Genomic DNA, 20,991 nt, shown 5'->3' on the forward strand with positions numbered 1-20,991 from the left:
GCGTCAGAGCATAAAACCACGCCAGGACAGGTCAGTTTCTGCTGAGGATTTCCCCTGCTTCTGCCAGAATCCTGCCAAAAGCAGAGGGCTGATGTGCAAAGCGGCCGAGGAAAATGCCGTCGACATCCGGCCACAACCTGCTGAGCAGACCGGGTCCGGCGCTACCGCCATAAATCACCTGACACTGACTGCCATATTTCTGGTGGAGATGGCTGCGAAGTGTCTTGCAGACATGCCGGATATAGCTGTCACTGGCCGGTTTTTCAGCACCAATGGCCCACTGCGGTTCCCAGGCAAAAACAGTCGCTGGCAAGGTTTGTCCGGCAAAGGCTACCAGCAGTTCATCGGCCTGCTGAATAGCAATGTCTGCAGCCTGTTGCGGGCTAACCTCCAGTTCCTCACCAATACAAATGACCGGGGTCAGTTGGCTGGCGTAAGCCCGTGCAATTTTCTGCTGAATCAGATCAGTGGTTTCACCAAAGTAACGCCGGCGTTCAGCATGACCAATTTCGGCATAACGCCCGCCCATTTCACTGACCATCTCTGCCGCATTTTCACCGGTCCATGCTCCCGAAGGCGCACCACAGATGTTCTGTGCACCGGTAGCCATCGGGGTACCGGCGAAACATTGCAGTGCACTTTCCAGTGCGGGGGTTGCAGGGAAAGTAAACAACTCCAGTTGTGCCAGCAGTTCCGGCGACTGTTGTTGTACAATTTCTGCCACCTGGCTGCACCACTGTCGGGTTTGCTGGTAACCAAAATAGGTTTTATGGCTGGTGCCAATCACCAGATTTACTGACATACCTGCTCCCCTTGACGGGCATTTTGATATTTATTACTCAGATGTTCATCTACTGTGGCAATCATTAATGCCAGAGAGACAGCACCGGCATCCGGAGTGCCAACACTTCGTTCAGCCAGCGGACGTGCACGGCCAATTTTAGGAACCAGACCAGCAGTTGCAGCAGCGCTCTTTTCTGCCACCTGAGCCGCTTTGTGCCATGCTTCCGCCAGAGAAAGTCCTTCTGCCGCAGCACTGTCCAGAGCCTCACTAAACGGCATCAGCACATCCACCAGCGTTTTATCTCCGGGTTTTGCTTTACCGAAATGCATAACACCATGGTTAGCCTGCACCACACCTTTGGTTACACTCTCAACGGTGGGCTTTTCACTGTTACCGAGTGTTGTTCCCAGAGTATTCAGAATAACGCCCCAGATGGCTCCGGAGGTTCCGCCCGCATCATCAGACCAGGCATCTGCCGCTGTCTGTAACAGGAAACCTACCCCGGCACCCTTATTCAGCGCCTGATTAGCGGCCTTACAGGCAGCGACAACGCCACGCAACATCCCGATACCATGGTCACCGTCACCGGCAATCGCATCAATATGGCCCAGTTCTTCACATTTTTCAGTCAGCAGTGTTTCCAGCGCATTCAGAATAACCATTGTGCTGGCTGCTGCGGCTTTTGACTCTTCTGTCGCTTCAGGTATTTTCACTTCGCCGGACTGTTGTAACTGTACCGGATCCAGAGGTTCATGTGACAGTACTGAACCACGACTGAAAGCCGGAGTGGTTGCCGGAGCCAGCCACAATTCTTCGATCTCCCCTTCAAACCAGATAAAGCTTACTGAGAAGCCGGCCATATCAAAACTGGTCACAAACTCACCAATCTGAACATCAACAAGCTCGACACCCGCTTTTTCCAGGTTGTGATGGACATCATTCCACAGCACAAATAATTCTTCGTATTTTACCGAACCCAGACCGTTGATAATCACACCCAGGCGCGCGCCCGAGGTCTGGTGAATAGTTTCAGGGCGCTCTTCCAGCAATTTTTCGGTCAGTTTTGAAGCAATATCATGAGAGGAGCTGATTGGCAGTTCACTGATACCGGGTTCGCCGTGAATCCCCAGACCAAAGCCCATTTTGCCTTCCGGCACGGTGAACAATGGCTGTTCCGCCCCAGGGAATTTACATCCGGAGAATGCCAGGCCCAGAGTACGGGTATTATCATTAGCATGACGAGCCACAGCCAGCACTTCAGCCAGTGAATCACCACGTTCGGCAGCAGCAGCGGCAGTTTTGAACACCACCAAATCGCCGGCAACTCCACGGCGTTTAGCTCTTTCAGCGAGCGGTGCACTGGAAATATCATCGGTTACCGGCATAACTTCGCACGGAATACCCTCAGCGCGCAGCCGTTCACAGGCCAGCCCAAAATGCAGCACATCTCCGGCATAGTTACCAAACATCAGCAGCACACCCCCACCGTTGTTCGCCGCACGGGCCACTGAACAGATCTGTTGTGCTGAAGGTGAAGCAAACAGATTTCCCATTGCTGCACCATGGGCCAGCCCCTGCCCTACCAGACCGGCAAATGCCGGGTAATGTCCGGAACCTCCGCCGACCACGACGGCAACACTGCCTGGCTTGCTTTTAGTATTACGTACTACACCGCCGGGAACCTGACGCACCATAGAAGCATGGGCGCTGACAAATCCTGCGACCATCTCTTTAGCAAAATCTGACGGGCGGTTAAAAATCCAGGTCATGTTTGTTTCTCCACAAAATTTGACATTTCCAAGCCCGGTAACCAGCGACTGGCATGTTTTGAAACCATCACCCCCTGAAGCTAGCAGAAGCCGCCACCCAATCAAATGTTCATTATGTGATTTTGTGAGCAGGGTCTTAAATTCGGAAAATGGCCCTCAAACTGCCTTAAAGAGACTTTTTCCCCACTTTTATCCCTGCTATTACTAATATCATTAGTTCACTCATTGAACTTTAGTACAATAACAGATCTCAACGTTAAGCCCGGAACCATCACATGAACAACATCCGAGCATAAGTTCAATGAAGACGTTATCAGACATGAGGAAAGAGAAATGCTGAAACTTGCTATTGGCGCAGATAATGCCGCCACCGATCTAAAAAACCTGGTGAAAAAAACTCTCGCAGAACGTGGTATCGAAGTGACTGACTTCAGTCACGATGTTGAGGGTAACGATCAGATGTACCCGGATATTGCCTTTAACCTGGCCACGGCTATCCGCGAAGGAACTTTTGAGCGCGGTATTCTGTTCTGTGGTACCGGAATTGGCATGGCCATCGTGGCCAACAAGGTTCCGGGGATCCGTGCCGCACAATGCCATGATGTTTATTCAGCAGAACGTGCACGTAAAAGTAACAACGCACAGATTATGACACTGGGCGCACGGGTCATTGGCAGTGAACTGGCACTGATGCTGGTTGATACCTGGCTGAACTCTGAATTCGAAGCCGGTCGTTCAGGTCCAAAAGTAGAGCGTATTGATTACTACGAAACTCTGTTGCATCCGGCAGGTACTGCGCGGATTGAAAAATAAGCCACAGACGCAGTATCGCTACCGTTCCCTCTGTCATCGTTGCATCAGGTAACAGTCATCACATCAGCGGGTGAATCTCCCCCCGCTGCTGTGAGCAGGTTATTAAGGAGTCCGCTGTATGAGTAAACTTATTGTTGGCGTAAATACAGCCATGTTTGATGGTATTGATCCTGATATTGCTTTCGGGGCCATTCGCGAGTCCGGTTTCCGTTATGTGGAACTGGCTTATAACCAGGGCTATGTGGGCCATATGCCTCCGGAATTATTCGCCGAAGGGAATGCCCGTGAAATTCGTCGCCTGCTGGATAAGCATCAACTACTGACCCATTCATTGGGAGCAACCATGAACTTTGGTGCAGCAGATGCCGTGGAGCAATTTACCCGCCGTATCCGGTTTGCCGGAATGATTGGTGCTAAATGGATCAATGTTTGCGTCGGTAAAAAAGAAGATCGACAGAATATTATTAGTCATCTTCGGGAACTCGCGCCCATTGCCGAACAGGAAAACTGCATTATTTGTCTGGAAAACGGTGGAGACCCGAATTATGACGTGTTCCGTCTGGCAGACGATGGCGCAGCTCTGGTTGAAGCAGTAGGCAGTCCGGCAGTATCGGTGAATGTCGATGCCGGCAATATTGTGTCACTGATCCCGGAAGTGGATCCGATTCAGGCCGCCATTGAAATGTTACCTCTGGCTGCTCACTGTCATCTGAAAGATCTTGAGGTGCGTGACGGAGAAGTCTGGTTTACGCCGATTGGTCAGGGTCAACTCGACTACGTTCCTATGCTTAAGCAACTGGAACAACGTGGTATTCCGTGCAGCCTGGAGATACCGCTGCGTATGCACCGCCAGCGCGATAGTTATCCGCTACGGGGTGAGACTCCGGTTGATCCTGCTATCAGCCTGCAGGTTTTAAAACAATCGCGTCAGCAACTGGAAAACTGGCTGGGCTATTCACTGAGCAGTTAACTGCCCTGTTTTTTCCGGCCTGCGGCAAACTTCTGTTCTGGTAATAAGACTGGCTGCCAATTATCTGTTTCTACAATGACTTACGATAAAACAATAAAAAGACCTAACCAAAGTTCACAGCAGAGTTGAATTTAAAAAATTTAACCGCTGCTGTTATTCAAAAACGATTAAAACTGAAGGTTAATTATGTCTGACTCTACACTGACTCCTGCAAATAACCAAAAACCCTCAAGTTTTCGTTGGGTGTTATTTGGTGCCATGTTCTTTTTAGTTGCGGTTAACCTGATGGACCGTATCACTCTGTCTATCGGAATGCCCTTTATTAAGGACGAATTCTCTCTGTCACCGACCATGCAAGGTTTAATACTCAGCAGTTTCTTCTGGTCATATGCATTATTACAAATCCCTGGTGGCTGGATGCTGGACCGTTTTGGTCCGCGTAAAGTGGTGACCGGTGCACTGTTTGGCTGGGGATTCTTCCAGGCCATTATTGGCTTTGCCACCGGCGGCATTAGTATGATGCTGGCACGTATTGGCCTGGGAGTGATGGAAGCACCCGTGTCTCCCAGTGGGGCAAAACTGAGCTCCAGATGGCTGACCAAATCTGAACGAGGTCGTGGTGCGGTAGTGATGGACTCCGGCAGCCCGCTCGGCGTGGCATTCGGTGGTATTATTGTTGCACATCTGATTGTATTGCTGGATTCATGGCGCATCGCGTTCGTACTGGTTGGTCTGTTCACTATGCTGCTGGGTCTCTTCGCCTGGAAAATTATACGTGACCGCCCGGAATGGCATCCGAAAGTCAACCAACAGGAACTGGACTATATCCATGCCGGTAATATCACTCAAGCTGATGATTCTGACGAACGTCCGACTCAGGGTCTGGGGATTAGCTGGCTGACCATGATAGCGATTATGATCGGTCGTGCATCATGGGGCATGGTCTACTGGGGGTTGTTGACCTGGGGTCCAAGCTATCTGGCACAGGCTCAGGGGCTGAAGCTGGCAGCAATTGGCAACTCAACCTTCCTGATCTTTATTGTCGGTACTGTTGGCTGCCTGTTCAGCGGTTTTTTCACTGACTTTATGGTGAAAAAAGGCGTCAGTCATAACGTTGCTCTGAAAAGCATGTTGTCAGTATCCGGGATTGTTGGTCTGGGTGCATTGTATGCCCTGTCTTCCATTACCGATCCGGAAAAAGCGGTCATATTACTGGCGGTAGCGGCGTTTTTCCTGATGTTTGGCAGCCTGTACTGGAGCTTCCCTGCTATCCTGGCACCTAAAGATCGTGTCGGTATGGTGGGCGGGTTAATGAACATGGCTAACAGTGTTGCGGGTATCCTGGTACCCATTCTGGTAGGCGTTATTCTGCAGGCCACCGGCAGTTTCAAAAGCGTTTTAGTCTATTTTGCGATATGTGCCGGATGCTATACACTGGGTACGTTATGTATTAATTTTAATAAAGTTCCGGTAACCAGAAAACAATTATCGTTCCAGAAATAACATCCGGTTGCCGGCAAACACACTCTTAATACAGGATAAAAATATGTCTTCATCCCTGGTGTTAGCCGACAAAGTTCCACCGGCTCTGGCAGAAAAACTGGCAAACGACTATCAGTTATATTTCTACACGAAATCATCGCCTGAAGAGATTCAGGCGATCAGTGAACAGACTGAAATCATCGTGGCCAGCGGCGAGTCGACGGTCAATGCAGAGATGATCAGCCGGTTCCCTAATCTAAAACTGATTGCCGTTTTCGGGGTTGGTTATGATGGTATTGATGTTGCGACTGCCACCAGCAAAAATATCCAGGTCACCAATACTCCGGATATTCTCACCGATGATGTCGCCGATCTCGGGTTTGCACTGATTCTCAATGCTTCCCGACGTATCAATGCAGCTCAACGCTTTATTGAGCAAGGCAATTGGGCCTCAGGTTCTTTTCCGCTGGCCAGTAAAGTTACCGGTAAACGTCTGGGTATTGTGGGTTACGGCCGTATTGGTCAGGCAGTGGCTGACCGTGCGCGTGGTTTTTCAATGCCTGTTGCTTGTTTCAGCCGGCATCCGGTCACCGATCAGGATGTTAAATGGTATGGCGATTTAACTGAGCTGGCTCATAACAGTGATATTCTGGTGGTTTGTGTCAGTGCCAACCCTCAGACTCGTGGACTGATCAACAAGCAGGTACTCACAGCGTTAGGTCCAAAAGGAATTCTAATCAATATTTCACGCGGTAGTGTGGTTGATGAAGCTGCTCTGGTTGACGCCATTACCCGTGGAGAAATTGGCGGAGCCGGGCTGGATGTGTTTGCCGCAGAACCGTCGGTTCCGGAAGCGCTGCTGAATCGTCCTGAAGTAGTACTGACTCCGCATATTGCCAGTGGTACACACGAGACACGGGCGGATATGGCAAAACTGGTGATCGACAATATTACGGCGTTTCAGAACGGTCAGCCGTTGCTGACTCCGGTGACACCAAAAGCCTGATAACAACAATCCTTCACAAAAAAACCTGATTTCTGCGGTGCAGAATATCAGGTTTTTTTTTGGCTCCGCGGCCTGAAAGCTGCGGAACCTGCCTCCGTTACAGCCCCAGAGCCACCCGCCAGGCAGCCTGTAAAAACTCGCGGCACTGGCGTTCGTTATCCCACAGATCATCCTGCGCCGTAGTACGCATTTCTACAGCAATCGATACCGGGCCATTGTGCATCGGCAGCGGTAAACTGAGCGCTGTCGCGATAATATTACCTGCAACTTCGGTGGTCAGGAAACCAGGTTCACCGAATTTCATATGCCAGTCGCCATACCCCCCGGCTGCCGGGTCCAGAATGGCATTCGCCAGATGCAGCTGACCAATCAGTGGTGCCGACAGGGTCAGTGATTCAGCCAGATCTTCCTCATTTAATGCCACATGGGCACTGTCCCACGCCATATACAGGTCCGGACAGTCAGCTTTCAGGCCGTTCATCCAGCTGACAGTTTCCGGGGTTGGGCCAATCAGCTGACGTTTGTGGGCAAACCTGTCCAGCGGTTCAATCTGCATGATCATGCCCGGATACTGCCGCACTACCTCACCTATCTGGACCAATACTTCACCAAACACTTTTTTTGCTTCTTCACGCTGTTCAGGGCCCGGATCACTACCGCTGACCAGTGACAATTTTGTGGTGCCACATTCCGCTGCCAGATGCACCAGTTCACAGGCTCGCAGCATCGACTTTTTGCGCAATTCAGCATCCAGACTGCACATATTTAAGTTATCTTTTAGTAATTCAAAGGTTAGCCACTGCGTCACACTGAGCCGACGCTCTTCAGCGACGGTGCGGATCTGACGGGCAATTTCTGGCTGATGAATGATCCCTGTCTCAAAACCACGGTAATAACCGATATCGGCAATCCGACGGACAATATCCGCAACTTTGGCTTCCTGAGTCATTTCAGGGAAGAATAACTCGGCGATATGCGCGGAAGGATATAATTGGGTATTCATAGAATTCGACTGCCTCCTGAAAGGTAACGCGGGTTCATGTTTTGCGGACGCTTACCGGGGCTTACTCAGCGCCTGATCCGCCTATGAACATTTTATCATCTATGGAACACATGAACAGTGAGCAACGAATCCGGTCAGTAATTCTTTGACGGCAATCTCATTTTTCGACTTCGGGAGGCACAAAAAAGCTGATTGCGGGTGACAAATATCAGGGAAACAACATTCCATACGCAAAGGTATGTGCTGAAAACCAGCAGCGTGGTTCTGTCTTCATGGCTGTTTGTAACCTTGCGCTAAACAGCGCTGCGCATTCGGCTTTATCGGCAATCAGCCATTACTGCTGAAAACATCTTTTCATGGTTAATCAGCCACCTGGTCGCCACTGATACTGCCACCCACCAGCTAAACGGGTCATTTCTGGTTAATCAGTATTTAAGATAATACACATCAGAACTGAACAATATGGCAGGACGACAATCTCCGGTACCCGCTATTACCTGAGTAATTCCGCAACGAATAACTGTCACAATTAAGGTTTAAACTGTTCAGGGCCCTTAACTGAGAAACGCTTGCGATGAGAACTCCTGATTATTCACTCCCCTATAGTAACCAGGCCGCTGAAGTGGACGCATGGTTTACAGAAGAACTCATCCCTGACTACCCCGCTTTGCAACTCACTCTGGAGAAGAATGCTGAACAAGGATTACCTGCCCACGATGTTTCAGCTTTACAGGGCAAAATGTTGGCAATTTTTGTTCAGATGGTCCGTGCAACTCGGGTTTTGGAGATCGGTACACTCGGGGGTTACAGCACTCTTTGGATGGCTAAAGCATTACCATCACACGGTTGTGTAACAACTATAGAGTTTAATCAACATCATTCAGAGATTGCGCGGCAAAATATTGCTGATTCCGGTCTCTCTGAACGAGTTGAACAACATACCGGCGCTGCACTGGACATTTTGCCTACACTCACCGGCCCCTTTGACCTTATTTTTGTTGATGCTGATAAAGCCAACAATCCTCGTTATCTGGAATGGGCTCTGAAATTATCCAGACCCGGTACAGTGATTGTCGGAGATAATACGGTGCGTGGTGGACGTGTCATTCATTCTTCCAGTGATGATCCTCACGTACAGGGCCTGAGGGAATTTATCCGGATGATTTCAGAAAATCCACAGCTTGAAGCCACTGCAATACAAACTGTGGGAGAGAAAGGCTGGGATGGTTTTGTACTGGCGATAGTTAAAGCGGCCTGAATTTCTTCCGGGAAGACCACAAATTCAGCCCGGCAATCTTCCGAAGCTGAGATGTTATTCCGCGAGCCAGCAAAAATATCTGACGCCTCTGGCCCTGCACCTTCCCATTTTTGCCAGGTCCCGTAGCTAGCTTTGGTCAGCAACCAGCTGGCTTATATTACCGCCAGTGACCAGCTCATCGGGTCTGGTAACTCCTGAAATTTTATCCACCGGACCGGGCTAACCATCGACCGGTGCCATCGCTGTGGAGACAGATTATTTTGTGCCCGTTTGTGCCTGTGACTGTGCCTGTCGACGATGTAGCCTGGTATACAAAAACACATAGACCAGTGTCTGAAAACAGGAGGTGATCAGCATCGAATGACTGGTACCGGCCTTTCCGTTCATAAGGTCGATAATATTAAATACTATTGCTGTCAGTGATAAAGCGGTTAACAGCAACAATATGACTTTGCAAATTTTGAATGTTTTAGGTTGAATCATCAGCGGTATCTTCCTGAAAATAAAATCCCGCCAGTAGCACTGGTGCATCCGGGGCTACTGGAAGGATAATTACTGTAACATATTAATATTATTTAATTTAAAAATACTCTTCGATTATTTTTGCGGATTGTGGGCAACCTGATTTGGATGGCTGAAAACCGGAAGCTCTTCGGAAAAACGGGCAGTACGGGCGTCACGCTCATAGCCCTGAATCTCAGACAGAACTCCATACAGTGCAGGCCGTCTGCCATGGATCCAGCGCCGTCCGGTGGACATAGGTAGCAGGCTCAGGTCCAGATCGGCGTAAACCAGGGTATCCTGATAGCTGCCGGTCTCATTCACAATCCGGCCATAAGGGTCGAGGATCATCGCGTTCCCGGTACGGATTTCACCATTATCCAGCCCTACGCCGTTGCTGAACAGAATAAACATGCCATTATCATGCGCCCTGGAGGGCAGCCAGCGCATCAGCCAGCCACGGCCACTGTCACCACTAAGAGCCTGTTCCAGGGCTTGTGGATCATTATGTCGGTTTTCCCACAGAGTGACAGGCAGCGGTTTCATTCCATATGGACTACGGGAGTTTGTTCCGCCTGTCTGGTGCGGAGCAATCAGTATATCGGCCCCCAACAGTGCAGTTATCCGGGCATTTTCGGTCAGGTTATTATCCCAACAAATCAGCACTCCGGCCTTAACTCCCCACGGAGTTTCAAACACCGTAAAATGGTCACCCTGAGAAATTTCCGGATGTTCAAAAGCATGCAGTTTACGGTGTACCGGACGGGTTCCGTCGGGCATGCATACCGCATAAGCATTGTATAGCTGACCGTCCGGAGCCTGTTCAATAAAGCCGGCACCAATCATCATCTGATACTGTTCTGCCAGTCTGGCTATCCGGGCCAGTGACGGGCTGTCCGCCGCAGGTTCTGCCAGATGCTCCAGAGCCTGACGATCCAGGTCTGGTACGTGCCAGTAACCGGTAATACACATTTCCGGGAAAACCAGAATGTTAACCCCTTCCCTGTGAGCCTGATGACACATCTCTTCCATTGCTGCCAGATTGTACTGTTTATCGCTGGCACGGTGGCAGAACTGCACACTGGCTGCGCGGATTTGCTGGTTCATGACATACTCCTGTCGGCAAGTTATGCATGCTATTTCACCAGACCTCCCGCCAGCATGTATAATCACGTTTTTTCCAGCTTCGATAACCTGACGGAATGGATATTAAATTACTGCGAGCCTTTGTAACACTCGCCCGACTGAGCAATTACCGTGCGGCGGCAGAAAAATTGTTTATCACCCAGCCAGCTCTGACAAAGCAGATCCAGACCCTGGAATTCCATTGTGGAATGACTCTGTTTCAGCGGGGCCGCCAGGGAGCAAGGCTGACGGTTTCCGGCCATCAGCTTCTGGAACAGGCCGCAGGTGTGGTCGACCACTATGATAGTTTTGTCAGCCATATCGCAGAAATGCAGCATGGGAATGAAGGTGAACTCAATCTCGGATTCGGAGTGTCATCATTTCGTCTGGCCCCAAAAATGGTGGCCGGATTCCGGCTTCGTTTTCCTCAGGTCCAGGTATCGCTGAACGATATCTCTTCAATCGTGCAATATCAGCTGTTAGCTACAGGGCAGTTACAGGCGGGATTTGTGCGGTTGCCAGCGCCTGAACCACTCTGCAGTCGGGTGCTGACGCAGGAAAATCTGGTACTGGCTGTCGCCAGTGAAGACGGAGAGTCAGTAATCCGGTCTACCGGTGAATGGCTTAGTCACAGTCGTTTGTTACAGCTGACTAAAACCCGCGGCGAAGGGTTGTTTGCTCAGATCACTACCTTCCTGAAAACCAATCAGTTAGTGCCACATTCAGTCTCAGAAGCGGATGATATTCAGACTCTGCTGGCTCGTGTCTCTGCGGGAGAAGGCATTGCGCTATTGCCCGCCAGCGTAGCGAATATACTGCCTCAGGGGGTAAGTTTGCATCCTGTCGTAGGGGAAAACAGTCACTGGCAGACCGGTATCGCGTGGGATCCCCGGATAAAAGATCCGTTACGGGATAACTTCCTGGATATCGTATTTAATGCACAAAAAACCGCTACAGAGACCGGTGAGTCTTTCTGAAATTATTTTATCCGTAAATAGCTGCTACCGGTTGACGAAGAACTTCCACCGTGGATTACCTGGTCTTGTGATGTCTGTTCTCAGGCCGGATAAATGTCTTAATCCTGCCCTGATCATTTTCAGAGGTTCGAAACCGGACCAATTGGTTAAAAAAAATAATATACCCCACTTCATAAACGGTTAAAAATCACCCGAAAATCCCGCACATCTTCAGCAGATTGATGACTAAAAATGGTCATAAGAAAGAGGTATGACAAAATTTCATTTCATTATCAATCACATAAAATTAATATTTCGGTAATCATATATACATAAAAAATATTATGTTTTATAAATTAGAAATCCTTAATAAACACCTGATGCCGGAGGCGTTAATGAGCAACCCACCCACAGAACAAACAGGTTTATCATCCCCATCGGATGAACAGAGGTTTACCAGGTCTATCAGCCTGATGTCTAATTTCTCGCTAGGCTTCACCTATCTTTCCCCGCTCACTGCAGTGTATTCGCTGTTTGCACTCTCAATGACTCTGGCAGGCCCACCAGCCATTTGGTGGATACTGATTGCTGCTGCAGGTCAGATGCTTGTCGCTATGATTTTCGGTGAAGTCGCGTCACAGTACCCCATCACTGGCGGGCTTTATCCCTGGTCGCGAATTTTATGGGGCAAAAAATATGCCTGGATAGCCGCCTGGATCTATTTATGGGCACTGGTCGTTACTATTACATCCATTGCAGAATACAGTGCTACCTTCGTCGCTACTCTGTTTGACTATTCACAGTCAGCACCACATTTGCTGTTCACTTCTGTCGTGCTGCTATTGCTGATGATGATAGTCAATCTGTCAGGAACCAAAAATCTCGCCAGGGTTGCCAGAATTGGTTTTTGGTGCGAGATCATCAGTGTTATCGCACTGGGAATTTATCTGTTAATTTTTCATCGCACTCAGCCATTGTCTGTATTGTTTGACGCTATGGGCAGTACCGGAAGCTCCGGAAGTTACTCTCATGCATTTATGTCGGCATCGCTGCTCGGGCTGTTTATGTTTTTTGGATTCGAAGCATGTGGCAATGTCGCCGAAGAGGTAAAAAATCCGGGGCGGAAAATACCGGTAGCAATGATGCTTAGTATTTTCTTTGGGGCCATTTCCGCCATTATTTCAGTACTGGGTTACCTGCTTTCTTACCCAAATCTGTCAGCAATTGTATCCGGGAAGATTGACAATCCTATTCCTGAAATTCTGAACAATGCTCTGGGACCACAGGGCGAGAAGATTTTTATTGTGGTGGCTGTTATTGCCATGCTGTCCTGCATTCTCTCTTTACAGGCTGCACTCAGCAGACTGCTGTTCTCATTTTCCCGTGACAATATGTTACCGGCCAGCCATTGGATGGCAAAAATATCACGCAATAATGTGCCGGATAACGCCATGATTGTCAGTTGCCTGTTACCGCTACTCATCTGTGTCTGGGTCTACTACCAGCCGGATAACCTGGCAAGGATCACCGCTTTCGCCGTTGTCGGTATCTACATCTCGTTTCAGATGGTCGTCCTTGCGGCTTTACGTAAGCGTCTGAAAGGGTGGAAACCCGCTGGCAGCTGGACTTTAGGCAGCTTCGGGCTACTGGTGAATATTCTGGCCCTGGCCTACGGCCTGTTTGGTATCTGGTTACTTTGTCAGCCCGGCAGTGGTGACAGTTTCCTGGATAAATGGATTGTACTTATTGGTCTGGCAATCGTCCTGCTGTCAGGTGCACTTTATCTGTTTATTGCCCGCCCTTACGAAAAAACAGAACAGGGATCTCATTACCAGCAACATATCCCTGCTGAATAATAAATCCGGGGGGTGTCCCCCGGTTTATTAAATATTAACTGAAACATCATCATGGCTATTGGTTAACTGTCGGTATCATTTATTTTTAAAAGGCAGGATTATGAATAAAAGCATACAACTGAAAAGAAATTTATCATTATGGCAGGTCGTTATTATCGGCATTGCCTATATGACACCAATGACTGTATTTGATACTTTTGGTATAGTTTCTGGCATTACTGAAGGCAGAGTTCCTTTAACCTATCTAATTGCATTAGTGGCAGTTTTATTTACTGCACAAAGCTATGGAAGCTTGGTGAAAGAATATCCTTCTTCAGGTTCCGCTTATACCTATACAAAAAGCATCTTTGGCAATATAGCTGGTTTTATGGTCGGATGGTCTTCGCTGTTAGATTATATGCTACTCCCGATGATCAATTCTTTACTGGCAGGCATATATCTTCAGTCATTAATGCCAGGAGTGCCTGTATGGGTTTCTATTTTAATATTTACTATGCTGGTTACTTTTTTTAATTGCTGCAATATAAAGCTTTTAGCAAATGCTAATTTTTTATTCGTAGGCCTGCCGGTATTGTTGATGGTAGTATTTATCTATATGGTGGTACATGATCTGAGTTCGGCTCATGGTATTCAGAGGGTGCTCACGTTTAGTCCATTATATAACGGGCATAACTCTATTATGCCACTGATCAGTGGTGCTGCTATTCTTTGCTTTTCTTATCTGGGATTTGATGCGGTCACGACACTGTCAGGAGAAACCCGACAGCCAGAAAAAATCATCCCAAAAGCCATATTTTATACAGCATTAAGTGGCGGTGTTATTTTCTTTGTTGCTGCCTGGTTTATTCAGTTATATTACCCGGATAACTCAGCATTTAAAAACCCAACTGAAGCACTGCCTGAAATTGTACTTTATGTCGGTGGCCGGTTATTTCAGTCAATCTTCCTTGTCGCGATACTTTGTAATACCTTTGCATCTGCACTTGCCTCCCATGCCAGCTCCGCCCGGCTGCTACATATTATGGGCAAAGAAAACCGTATAACCAGCCCTGTACTGGGATTTATACATCCCCGAAGCAAAACGCCTTTATATTGTGTACTACTCACCGGTTTTATATCTCTCAGTTCGGTATTTTTTGGTCTGGACACCGCTGTATCTCTGATTAGCTTTGGAGCATTGGTAGCTTTCAGTGCTGTTAATATCTGCGTTATTGCCAAATTCGCCTGGCGTGAAAAGAAAATAAAATCAGCACGGTCTCTTTTTAACCATCTGCTGTCTCCTGGCTGTGGATTAATCAGCGTGGCATTTATGTGGATAAATCTGGATCACGATGCTTTTGTACTCGGTTCAGTCTGGGCCATCGTTGGTCTGGTGTGGGTTATTTATAGTTCTGTCAGTAAATCATCAGTTATGGCTCCTGAATAATGCAAGTCCTACATTCACAGTGAGGTTACCTGTGATTTTATTAACTAACCGGAATTAAAAAATGGACATCACCAAAAACTTAATTAAACCAGCACTGGTTAACGATGCACGAACGAGTTTGATCAGTGAAATTATTACGGACGGAGACTGGAACTGGGTTCGTCCGGACAACGACAAAATTAAATTTGACCCTGGTATACCCGCGAATTACTACGAGTCTACGCTAGCTCCCTGGATGTCTTTCCCTGCAATGGAGACAGATAAGCAGTGTGAACTCGTAGTCATTGGCGGTGGTCTGCTCGGTGCTTCAACAGCATTGCACCTTGCAGAATCAGGGATTGATACCATTTTGCTGGAAAAGAACACTATCGGTAGTGGAGCTTCTGGTCGTAATGGCGGGCAATTAACTCCGGGACTGGCTCGCTGGGAAGCGGAGTCGATGCTTGAAAATCTTTCAACGGACGAAGCCCGCCGTTTATGGCGTTTTACCTCGGCTGAGGCTATGGGCCTGATTGATGAAATAGCCGGTCGGTACGATCTACAACTGGACCGACAGTATGGACACCTGACAGCTGCTGTCCATCCCGGGCATATGAATGCACTGGTACAGGCCGCCGATGCCCGTAAGTTTCTGGGTGATGAACAGGTCACCATTCTGGGTAACTATCAGCTGCAGGATCATATTAACTCGGATATTTACTACGGAGGCGTACTCGATAATTGTGGCGGGCAGATCCACTCACTGGCACTCAACCGGGGCTTAATTTACGGCTTCTTACTTAACGGCGGCTGTGTCCACGAGCATAGCGAGGTCATAAAAATAGAAGAAAGTCCGACTGGAACGAAAGTACATACTGCTTCCGGTGTGATAACAGCAACCCGGGGAGTCGTTATTGCCGTGCATGACGAAACTCATAATCTGCTTAATGAAAACAGCTCAACTACCCTGCCCTTTTATACTTACGTGGGCGTAACTTCACCCGTGGAAGGCGGGCATCAGTCGCTGTTACCCACCGGCAAACCTGTCTATGATACACAGTTACAGATTGATTATTATCGCCCGGTACGTAATCAGCGCTTACTGTTTGGTGGGCAGGGAACAGGTATGCGTTGGGATGATACACGGACTGTAGACTACCTCACTTCACGTCTGCGTACTGTGTTTTCGCAGCGCGATGATATTCAGTTAGATTTTGCATGGAGTGGCACTACCGACTTAACCCTGAATGGTGCGACTGACTGTCGTCAAAATGGTGCTCACGGGCAGATTTATTCTGTACACGGCTGGAGTGGTCATGGCATTGCACAGACCGTCAGAATAGGAAAAGCCATTACTGATGATATTACCGGACGCAACGATGATTTTAAGATGCTGACATCAATAAAGCATACCTCGCTATTGCTGGGACGTCAGTTAGCTCCGGTAGCTATCCCGCTGGCAAAAACGCTACTGGGGATTTCATCAAAGTTAGCACCAGGTAAAATGATCTCGTTCTGACAGGCTTTCGCCAGCTTTGCGGGCAAATTGCAAAGCTGGCATAACCGTCACTCCGGCACAAACAACCGGAAAAAAGGTTTACTGATAACTTCTTTTTCCGGCACCCTGGCCACCAGCGCCCCGGTACGAAAACCAGGATGGCTGGAAACCATCACCCGCCCTTCCGGGTTAATAATCACCACTCTCTCTCTGCACTGACGGATGAGTGATAATAATTCCTCCTCAACTACGCTGACCAGGATGTCCACCACCGCAACTCCTGCCAACACACCGTCAATCATCACAGGTGAAGATGCCGTCAGGGTATAGGCTGAAGTGCAAATGTAATCTACGTAAGGTCCGTGCAGATTAACGTTCTGCTCTTCTGGCCGATGCTTAAACCAGTCAAAAGTACTGAAATCCAGGCGTTGTTGGGTAGCCTGATCAAGTTCCAGGCAGGAAGCTTGTTGATTTTTGGGATTTTTAAACCACCATTCCAGAAACCAGTAAGGCTGCTGATGGTCTGTGGAATAGTGGTGGCTGGCAAATCCGGCACCAAAACAGTGCCGGCTGCCGGTAAGTACAGATTCAATGGAAGGAAACAGGAGTTTCCTTAACTGACTTTCACGAATTTTTTGCGGCAGGCTTTCATCAGTAGTATGCGCTGCCAGTTGCTGCGACAGCATCTTTGAAAGCTGCTGTGCAGAATGGGTTACCGCATGGAGTAAAGCGTCTGTTTTGTCTGCAAGCTGTTGTTTACATTCATCATCACTTAGCATTTTTTTCCACTATGTTGTATGAATACTGAACTTAACTTCGATAAGTCTGGAAGTAAAATGATTCACCATATTTCCGGCAATACGTACCGCCTGTTCGCTATCCCGCTGTTCAAAAGCTGCCAGCAAATGTCGATAAAATCCCACAATTTGCAGGTGAAACTCATCAGACTGATACAGCATGGTCACCAGTGCCGCCCATTCTGCCTGGACCATCAGTTCCTGGTTCGCAATCCGGGCTGATTGTGAGTTTGCCGCAATGGTGAGCAAACATCGCATGTCTGACTGGCAACGTATTTCAGGACTGGCAGACTGTTCCAGTGCCTCGACAAACCCGGTCAGAGCAGCCAAATCTTTGGCGGTCATCCTTTCGGTCGCCAGTCGACTGGCATGGCAGAAAATAGCGCAATGCCATTCGCCAAGATCTGATAAATATTCGGTACTGATTGACCGGAAACTGTCGCTGGGAAAAGCCTCTTTGGCAATTGACTCTGCGACAAAACTTCCACCATTTCGCCCACGAGCGGTATAGATTAATCCTTTCGCTCTCAGGGTATTCAGAGCTTCCCTGATGGTGATATGTGATACACCCATCATCCGGGCCAAATCGGCTTCATTAGGCAATTGTTCATTGGCCGCGAGCAAGCCCGAAATAATCGCATTGGCCAGTCGCTGAATGATCTGGTCTGAACGGCTGGACTGGCCGATAGGTGAAAAAATCACAGCATGAGTAATCATAGACCTCGTGATTTCTTGTGTTATTGCTTAAAAGAATGGTGAGTATTGATAACATAAAACCACCGTCAATGATATGTCACCGGGCCCGCTTGTTCCGCGAGCCGACACAGGATTATCCCCCTGCTATTTACGGAAAATATCACCACAATTTTATCACCCTTCGCCTGCTTTGCTCGCCAGTTGCCATATAAAAATCATATGACATCAACGCTATAAATCTTCATGTACCAATGATAAAACATAATAAAACTTATGTTAAAGGATATGTGTCATGCGTAAACTATCTCACTATATAAACAATAGCTTCACCGCTGAAAGCAAAGGTGATTTTTTCCCGCTGATAAGCCCAGTGACAGGAGAGGCTTACGCATTATCTCCCGAGGCCGGACAGGAAGAAGTTGATGCAGCTTATCAGGCGGCACATCGTGCTTTTAAGCAATGGAAAAAAAGCACCCCCTCACAACGCCAGAGAGCGTTGCTATCACTGGCTGATGCTATAGAACAACATGCCGGGCAGATCATCGACGTACAAAGCCGGGAAACAGGCCAGCTGAAACACTTTATTCGTCAGGAAGAAATTTCAGCTTCCTGCGATGCAGTGCGCTTTTTTGCTGGTGCAGCCCGTTGCCACGAAGGTAAATCAGCCGGTGAGTATCTTGAAGGCTTCAGTTCCGTAATTCGTCGGGAGCCTTTGGGTGTTGTTGGCCAGGTAACACCATGGAACTATCCGTTTATGATGGCAATCTGGAAAATTGCTCCGGCCCTGGCAGCAGGCAACACAGTGGTCCTGAAGCCAAGTGATACCACTCCCCTTAGCACACTACTACTGGCAGAAATTGCTGCACCTTTCTTCCCTGCCGGCAGTATTAACGTGCTACTTGGAAAAGCAACTACCGGCTCTATGGTTGTCTCATCTCCACAGGCAGCGATGGTTTCAATCACCGGTTCGGTAAGAGCTGGTTTACAGGTCGCTGCCTCGGCTGCTGCCAACCTGACCCGCGCACATCTGGAATTAGGCGGGAAAGCCCCTGTATTAGTGTTTGAAGATACCGATATCGCCAAAGCAGCAAAGGTAGTGTGTACCGCGGGTTTTTTTAATGCCGGGCAGGATTGCACCGCAGCCACACGGCTGATTGTTCAGGAAAGCATCTATCCACAATTTCTCGACGCATTACTTAATGAAATCAAACACCTTCATTACGGACTACCCGATGACACAACGGCTTTGTATGGTGCGTTGAACAGTAAAAATCAACTGGAGCAGGTCCAGGGATTCATTGACCGTTTGCCTGCTCACGCAAAAATTGAAACCGGCGGCAGGGCAGGAAAAGGACCCGGTTTCTATTTCGAACCCACCCTGATCTCCGGCCTGCAGCAACAGGATGAAGCCATCCAACGGGAAGTATTTGGCCCGGTAATGACTTTGCAGAGCTTTAGTTCAGACCAACAAGGGCTGGAGATGGCAAACGATGTTGAATTCGGACTTGCAGCGAGTGTCTGGACCCGTGACCACCGCAGAGCACAGCTGATAAGTAATGATCTGGACTTCGGGACTGTATGGATTAACAACCACATCCCATTAGCTGCAGAAATGCCACATGGCGGGTTTAAGAAATCAGGCTATGGGAAGGATTTATCTGGCTATTCACTGGAAGAATATACGCGGATTAAACATGTCATGAGTGATATTTCATAAAGGTGACTTAACTGATGAACAAAAATCTTTGCTTCGTGATTATGGCTGTCTGTACATCTGCCGCATCTGCCGCAGAAAGCCCGGTACAAATAGTGAAATCCTATATGGCCGCCTGGAATCATCATAATGCGCAGCAGGCGGCTGACTATTTTTCACCAGAGGGAGTGTATTACGATGCCTCTGTGGGTACGCCGGTAACCGGAAAAAGCGCTGCAGAGCAGCAGGTCATTGCTCCGTTTATTCAGGGGGTCCCTGATCTGCAATGGAAAATGGTGGGAGAACCCGTCTGGAATAAAACTACTGTGTCCTTTGAATGGGTATTTTCAGGGCACAATACCGGCAACTGGGCTGGCAGTCCGCCAACTGGCAAGGCGATTCAGTTCTCCGGTGTTTCTTTTATCAAACTGAAACAGGGTAAGATCACTTATCAGGGAGATTATTATGACTCTGCCACACTATCCCGAGAGCTGAAATAACCCATTCCGTACTGCGAAGACATCAATTGTTCAGCGGGATAATTTCATATTTCCCTGAAAGTAGTGGTTTGCAGAGGATCTTGTAGCCATCAATATCATAACCGTCCCTGACCCCGTACAGTTCGCGTGCACGGGTCAGGCTGTCGGCTTCTCCCAGCCATACCCAGTGGTCAATCACCTGAAACTTTTCACCTTCACGTAAGGCAATTCGTCCCGGCCATGGCCAGCAGACAATTTTCAGCGCGGCAACGGCCTGTTTTAACTGTGCATGATGCTGCTCAGCAGTGATTACTCCGCAACAGGCCCCGGAACATTTACGCAAAGCATGACGAAAACATGCGCGCCCCCGGGGATTTTTTTCAATACCCAGTAATCCGTAGCACAGTGCATGTTGATCAGCTATCTCCTTAAGGGCCCCCAAAGCGGTATAACGGTTTTTAAACAGACCATAGATATCATCCGCCGTGTCCATCTCCTGTCCGCTAAGAGAAATAATACTCACACCCTGATCGGTCAGTTTCAGGGTGTGTAGCAGGCGGGTCTTCCGTAATCTTTTGTTAAACAGTGGCTTTAACTGTTTAATCAGTTGAGCCTCGAGCAGCAATGCGCCTATTTCTCCGGCAGTCTGCTGATAACGAATGTAACGGGTCTGACGCAACAGTTTTGCTTCATCAGTATTGCGGAAATGCGACAGTAGCCGTGCGCGCAGATTCACGCTTTTACCGATATACAGTGGCATGCTGTCGCTTTCACCATAGAAAAAATAGACACCAGGTTTAGCCGGGACATCTCCGGCCTCTTCCCGCAGATTATGGGGATAAACAAAAGGTATAGCTTCCGGCTGCCAGTCAGTCCGCCTGTTTCTCATAAAATTAGTAA

The 20,991-nt window shown here is 48.5% G+C and carries 18 protein-coding genes; 11 read left to right on the forward strand and 7 right to left on the reverse strand.

Annotated features, from left to right (window positions below):
* Nucleotides 1–31: 31 nt before the first annotated feature.
* Complete coding sequence (locus A7K98_RS14145) at nucleotides 32–802, reverse strand: triose-phosphate isomerase family protein (protein ID WP_087489148.1); 771 nt, start codon at nucleotides 800–802, stop codon at nucleotides 32–34.
* Nucleotides 793–2,553, reverse strand: a complete 1,761-nt coding sequence (locus A7K98_RS14150; RefSeq protein WP_087489149.1) for a dihydroxyacetone kinase family protein — start codon at nucleotides 2,551–2,553, stop codon at nucleotides 793–795. The genes A7K98_RS14145 and A7K98_RS14150 overlap by 10 nt, the downstream gene beginning before the upstream one ends.
* A 333-nt stretch (nucleotides 2,554–2,886) precedes the next feature.
* On the opposite strand from A7K98_RS14150, the gene A7K98_RS14155 reads away from it, so the two are divergent.
* The 4 genes from A7K98_RS14155 (at nucleotide 2,887) to A7K98_RS14170 (ending at nucleotide 6,824) form a co-directional block, all read left to right on the forward strand.
* The gene (locus A7K98_RS14155) at nucleotides 2,887–3,366 is read left to right on the forward strand and encodes an RpiB/LacA/LacB family sugar-phosphate isomerase (protein ID WP_087489150.1); all 480 of its coding nucleotides are present in this window, start codon (nucleotides 2,887–2,889) and stop codon (nucleotides 3,364–3,366) included.
* Between the two features lie 118 nt (nucleotides 3,367–3,484).
* Complete coding sequence (locus tag A7K98_RS14160) at nucleotides 3,485–4,336, forward strand: sugar phosphate isomerase/epimerase family protein (RefSeq protein WP_087489151.1); 852 nt, start codon at nucleotides 3,485–3,487, stop codon at nucleotides 4,334–4,336.
* Nucleotides 4,337–4,522: 186 nt separating this feature from the next.
* Nucleotides 4,523–5,839 (forward strand): MFS transporter, encoded by a 1,317-nt coding sequence (locus A7K98_RS14165; protein ID WP_087489152.1) that lies wholly within the window; start codon nucleotides 4,523–4,525, stop codon nucleotides 5,837–5,839.
* Nucleotides 5,840–5,882: 43 nt separating this feature from the next.
* Nucleotides 5,883–6,824, forward strand: a complete 942-nt coding sequence (locus A7K98_RS14170; protein ID WP_087489153.1) for a 2-hydroxyacid dehydrogenase — start codon at nucleotides 5,883–5,885, stop codon at nucleotides 6,822–6,824.
* 97 nt (nucleotides 6,825–6,921) lie between these two features.
* Here A7K98_RS14170 and A7K98_RS14175 read toward each other — a convergent pair whose 3' ends face one another.
* On the reverse strand, nucleotides 6,922–7,827 hold the full coding sequence (locus tag A7K98_RS14175; RefSeq protein WP_087489154.1) for a sugar phosphate isomerase/epimerase family protein: 906 nt from the start codon (nucleotides 7,825–7,827) through the stop codon (nucleotides 6,922–6,924).
* Nucleotides 7,828–8,401: 574 nt separating this feature from the next.
* Between A7K98_RS14175 and A7K98_RS14180 the strand changes: the two genes are divergently transcribed.
* Nucleotides 8,402–9,085 (forward strand): O-methyltransferase, encoded by a 684-nt coding sequence (locus A7K98_RS14180; RefSeq protein WP_087489155.1) that lies wholly within the window; start codon nucleotides 8,402–8,404, stop codon nucleotides 9,083–9,085.
* Between the two features lie 597 nt (nucleotides 9,086–9,682).
* Here A7K98_RS14180 and A7K98_RS14190 read toward each other — a convergent pair.
* Nucleotides 9,683–10,693 (reverse strand): nitrilase family protein, encoded by a 1,011-nt coding sequence (locus A7K98_RS14190; RefSeq protein WP_087489157.1) that lies wholly within the window; start codon nucleotides 10,691–10,693, stop codon nucleotides 9,683–9,685.
* Nucleotides 10,694–10,788: 95 nt separating this feature from the next.
* Between A7K98_RS14190 and A7K98_RS14195 the strand changes: the two genes are divergently transcribed.
* The 4 genes from A7K98_RS14195 to A7K98_RS14210 all read left to right on the forward strand — a co-directional run bounded on the left by A7K98_RS14195 (nucleotide 10,789) and on the right by A7K98_RS14210 (nucleotide 16,447).
* Nucleotides 10,789–11,688, forward strand: coding sequence for a LysR family transcriptional regulator (locus tag A7K98_RS14195; protein WP_087489158.1), 900 nt, complete (start codon nucleotides 10,789–10,791; stop codon nucleotides 11,686–11,688).
* A gap of 374 nt (nucleotides 11,689–12,062) precedes the next feature.
* On the forward strand, nucleotides 12,063–13,523 hold the full coding sequence (locus A7K98_RS14200) for an APC family permease (protein ID WP_087490520.1): 1,461 nt from the start codon (nucleotides 12,063–12,065) through the stop codon (nucleotides 13,521–13,523).
* Nucleotides 13,524–13,623: 100 nt separating this feature from the next.
* A complete protein-coding gene (locus tag A7K98_RS14205; protein ID WP_087489159.1) occupies nucleotides 13,624–14,949 on the forward strand; it encodes an APC family permease in 1,326 nt (441 codons plus the stop codon).
* Between the two features lie 61 nt (nucleotides 14,950–15,010).
* A complete protein-coding gene (locus tag A7K98_RS14210; RefSeq protein ID WP_087489160.1) occupies nucleotides 15,011–16,447 on the forward strand; it encodes an NAD(P)/FAD-dependent oxidoreductase in 1,437 nt (478 codons plus the stop codon).
* 47 nt (nucleotides 16,448–16,494) lie between these two features.
* On the opposite strand, the gene A7K98_RS14215 is transcribed toward A7K98_RS14210, so the two are convergent.
* Nucleotides 16,495–17,205, reverse strand: a complete 711-nt coding sequence (locus tag A7K98_RS14215) for a cache domain-containing protein (protein ID WP_087489161.1) — start codon at nucleotides 17,203–17,205, stop codon at nucleotides 16,495–16,497.
* A 9-nt stretch (nucleotides 17,206–17,214) separates the two neighbouring features.
* On the reverse strand, nucleotides 17,215–17,940 hold the full coding sequence (locus A7K98_RS14220) for a FadR/GntR family transcriptional regulator (protein WP_087489162.1): 726 nt from the start codon (nucleotides 17,938–17,940) through the stop codon (nucleotides 17,215–17,217).
* 271 nt (nucleotides 17,941–18,211) lie between these two features.
* Between A7K98_RS14220 and A7K98_RS14225 the strand changes: the two genes are divergently transcribed.
* Together A7K98_RS14225 and A7K98_RS14230 are read left to right on the forward strand one after the other, a co-directional pair.
* Entirely contained in the window at nucleotides 18,212–19,636 is a 1,425-nt protein-coding gene (locus A7K98_RS14225; protein ID WP_087489163.1) for a gamma-aminobutyraldehyde dehydrogenase, read from the forward strand.
* 14 nt (nucleotides 19,637–19,650) lie between these two features.
* Entirely contained in the window at nucleotides 19,651–20,112 is a 462-nt protein-coding gene (locus A7K98_RS14230; protein ID WP_087489164.1) for an ester cyclase, read from the forward strand.
* A 22-nt stretch (nucleotides 20,113–20,134) separates the two neighbouring features.
* Here A7K98_RS14230 and cho read toward each other — a convergent pair whose 3' ends face one another.
* Nucleotides 20,135–20,980: an excinuclease Cho gene (cho, locus tag A7K98_RS14235; RefSeq protein ID WP_087489165.1), complete on the reverse strand. Its 846-nt coding sequence runs from the start codon at nucleotides 20,978–20,980 to the stop codon at nucleotides 20,135–20,137.
* Nucleotides 20,981–20,991: the final 11 nt, after the last annotated feature.

The organism is Tatumella citrea (genome assembly GCF_002163585.1).
Taxonomy (GTDB): domain Bacteria; phylum Pseudomonadota; class Gammaproteobacteria; order Enterobacterales; family Enterobacteriaceae; genus Tatumella; species Tatumella citrea.

Excerpts from the sequence above, each read along its gene's own strand:
- A7K98_RS14230 (WP_087489164.1), top strand. The coding sequence starts at position 19,651 with ATGAACAAAAATCTTTGCTTCGTGATTATGGCTGTCTGTACATCTGCC.
- A7K98_RS14200 (WP_087490520.1), top strand. The coding sequence starts at position 12,063 with ATGAGCAACCCACCCACAGAACAAACAGGTTTATCATCCCCATCGGAT.
- A7K98_RS14210 (WP_087489160.1), top strand. The coding sequence starts at position 15,011 with ATGGACATCACCAAAAACTTAATTAAACCAGCACTGGTTAACGATGCA.
- A7K98_RS14145 (WP_087489148.1), bottom strand. The coding sequence starts at position 802 with ATGTCAGTAAATCTGGTGATTGGCACCAGCCATAAAACCTATTTTGGT.
- A7K98_RS14215 (WP_087489161.1), bottom strand. The coding sequence starts at position 17,205 with ATGCTAAGTGATGATGAATGTAAACAACAGCTTGCAGACAAAACAGAC.
- A7K98_RS14165 (WP_087489152.1), top strand. The coding sequence starts at position 4,523 with ATGTCTGACTCTACACTGACTCCTGCAAATAACCAAAAACCCTCAAGT.
- A7K98_RS14155 (WP_087489150.1), top strand. The coding sequence starts at position 2,887 with ATGCTGAAACTTGCTATTGGCGCAGATAATGCCGCCACCGATCTAAAA.
- A7K98_RS14220 (WP_087489162.1), bottom strand. The coding sequence starts at position 17,940 with ATGATTACTCATGCTGTGATTTTTTCACCTATCGGCCAGTCCAGCCGT.
- A7K98_RS14205 (WP_087489159.1), top strand. The coding sequence starts at position 13,624 with ATGAATAAAAGCATACAACTGAAAAGAAATTTATCATTATGGCAGGTC.
- A7K98_RS14175 (WP_087489154.1), bottom strand. The coding sequence starts at position 7,827 with ATGAATACCCAATTATATCCTTCCGCGCATATCGCCGAGTTATTCTTC.
- A7K98_RS14150 (WP_087489149.1), bottom strand. The coding sequence starts at position 2,553 with ATGACCTGGATTTTTAACCGCCCGTCAGATTTTGCTAAAGAGATGGTC.
- A7K98_RS14160 (WP_087489151.1), top strand. The coding sequence starts at position 3,485 with ATGAGTAAACTTATTGTTGGCGTAAATACAGCCATGTTTGATGGTATT.
- A7K98_RS14170 (WP_087489153.1), top strand. The coding sequence starts at position 5,883 with ATGTCTTCATCCCTGGTGTTAGCCGACAAAGTTCCACCGGCTCTGGCA.
- A7K98_RS14180 (WP_087489155.1), top strand. The coding sequence starts at position 8,402 with ATGAGAACTCCTGATTATTCACTCCCCTATAGTAACCAGGCCGCTGAA.
- A7K98_RS14190 (WP_087489157.1), bottom strand. The coding sequence starts at position 10,693 with ATGAACCAGCAAATCCGCGCAGCCAGTGTGCAGTTCTGCCACCGTGCC.
- cho (WP_087489165.1), bottom strand. The coding sequence starts at position 20,980 with ATGAGAAACAGGCGGACTGACTGGCAGCCGGAAGCTATACCTTTTGTT.
- A7K98_RS14195 (WP_087489158.1), top strand. The coding sequence starts at position 10,789 with ATGGATATTAAATTACTGCGAGCCTTTGTAACACTCGCCCGACTGAGC.
- A7K98_RS14225 (WP_087489163.1), top strand. The coding sequence starts at position 18,212 with ATGCGTAAACTATCTCACTATATAAACAATAGCTTCACCGCTGAAAGC.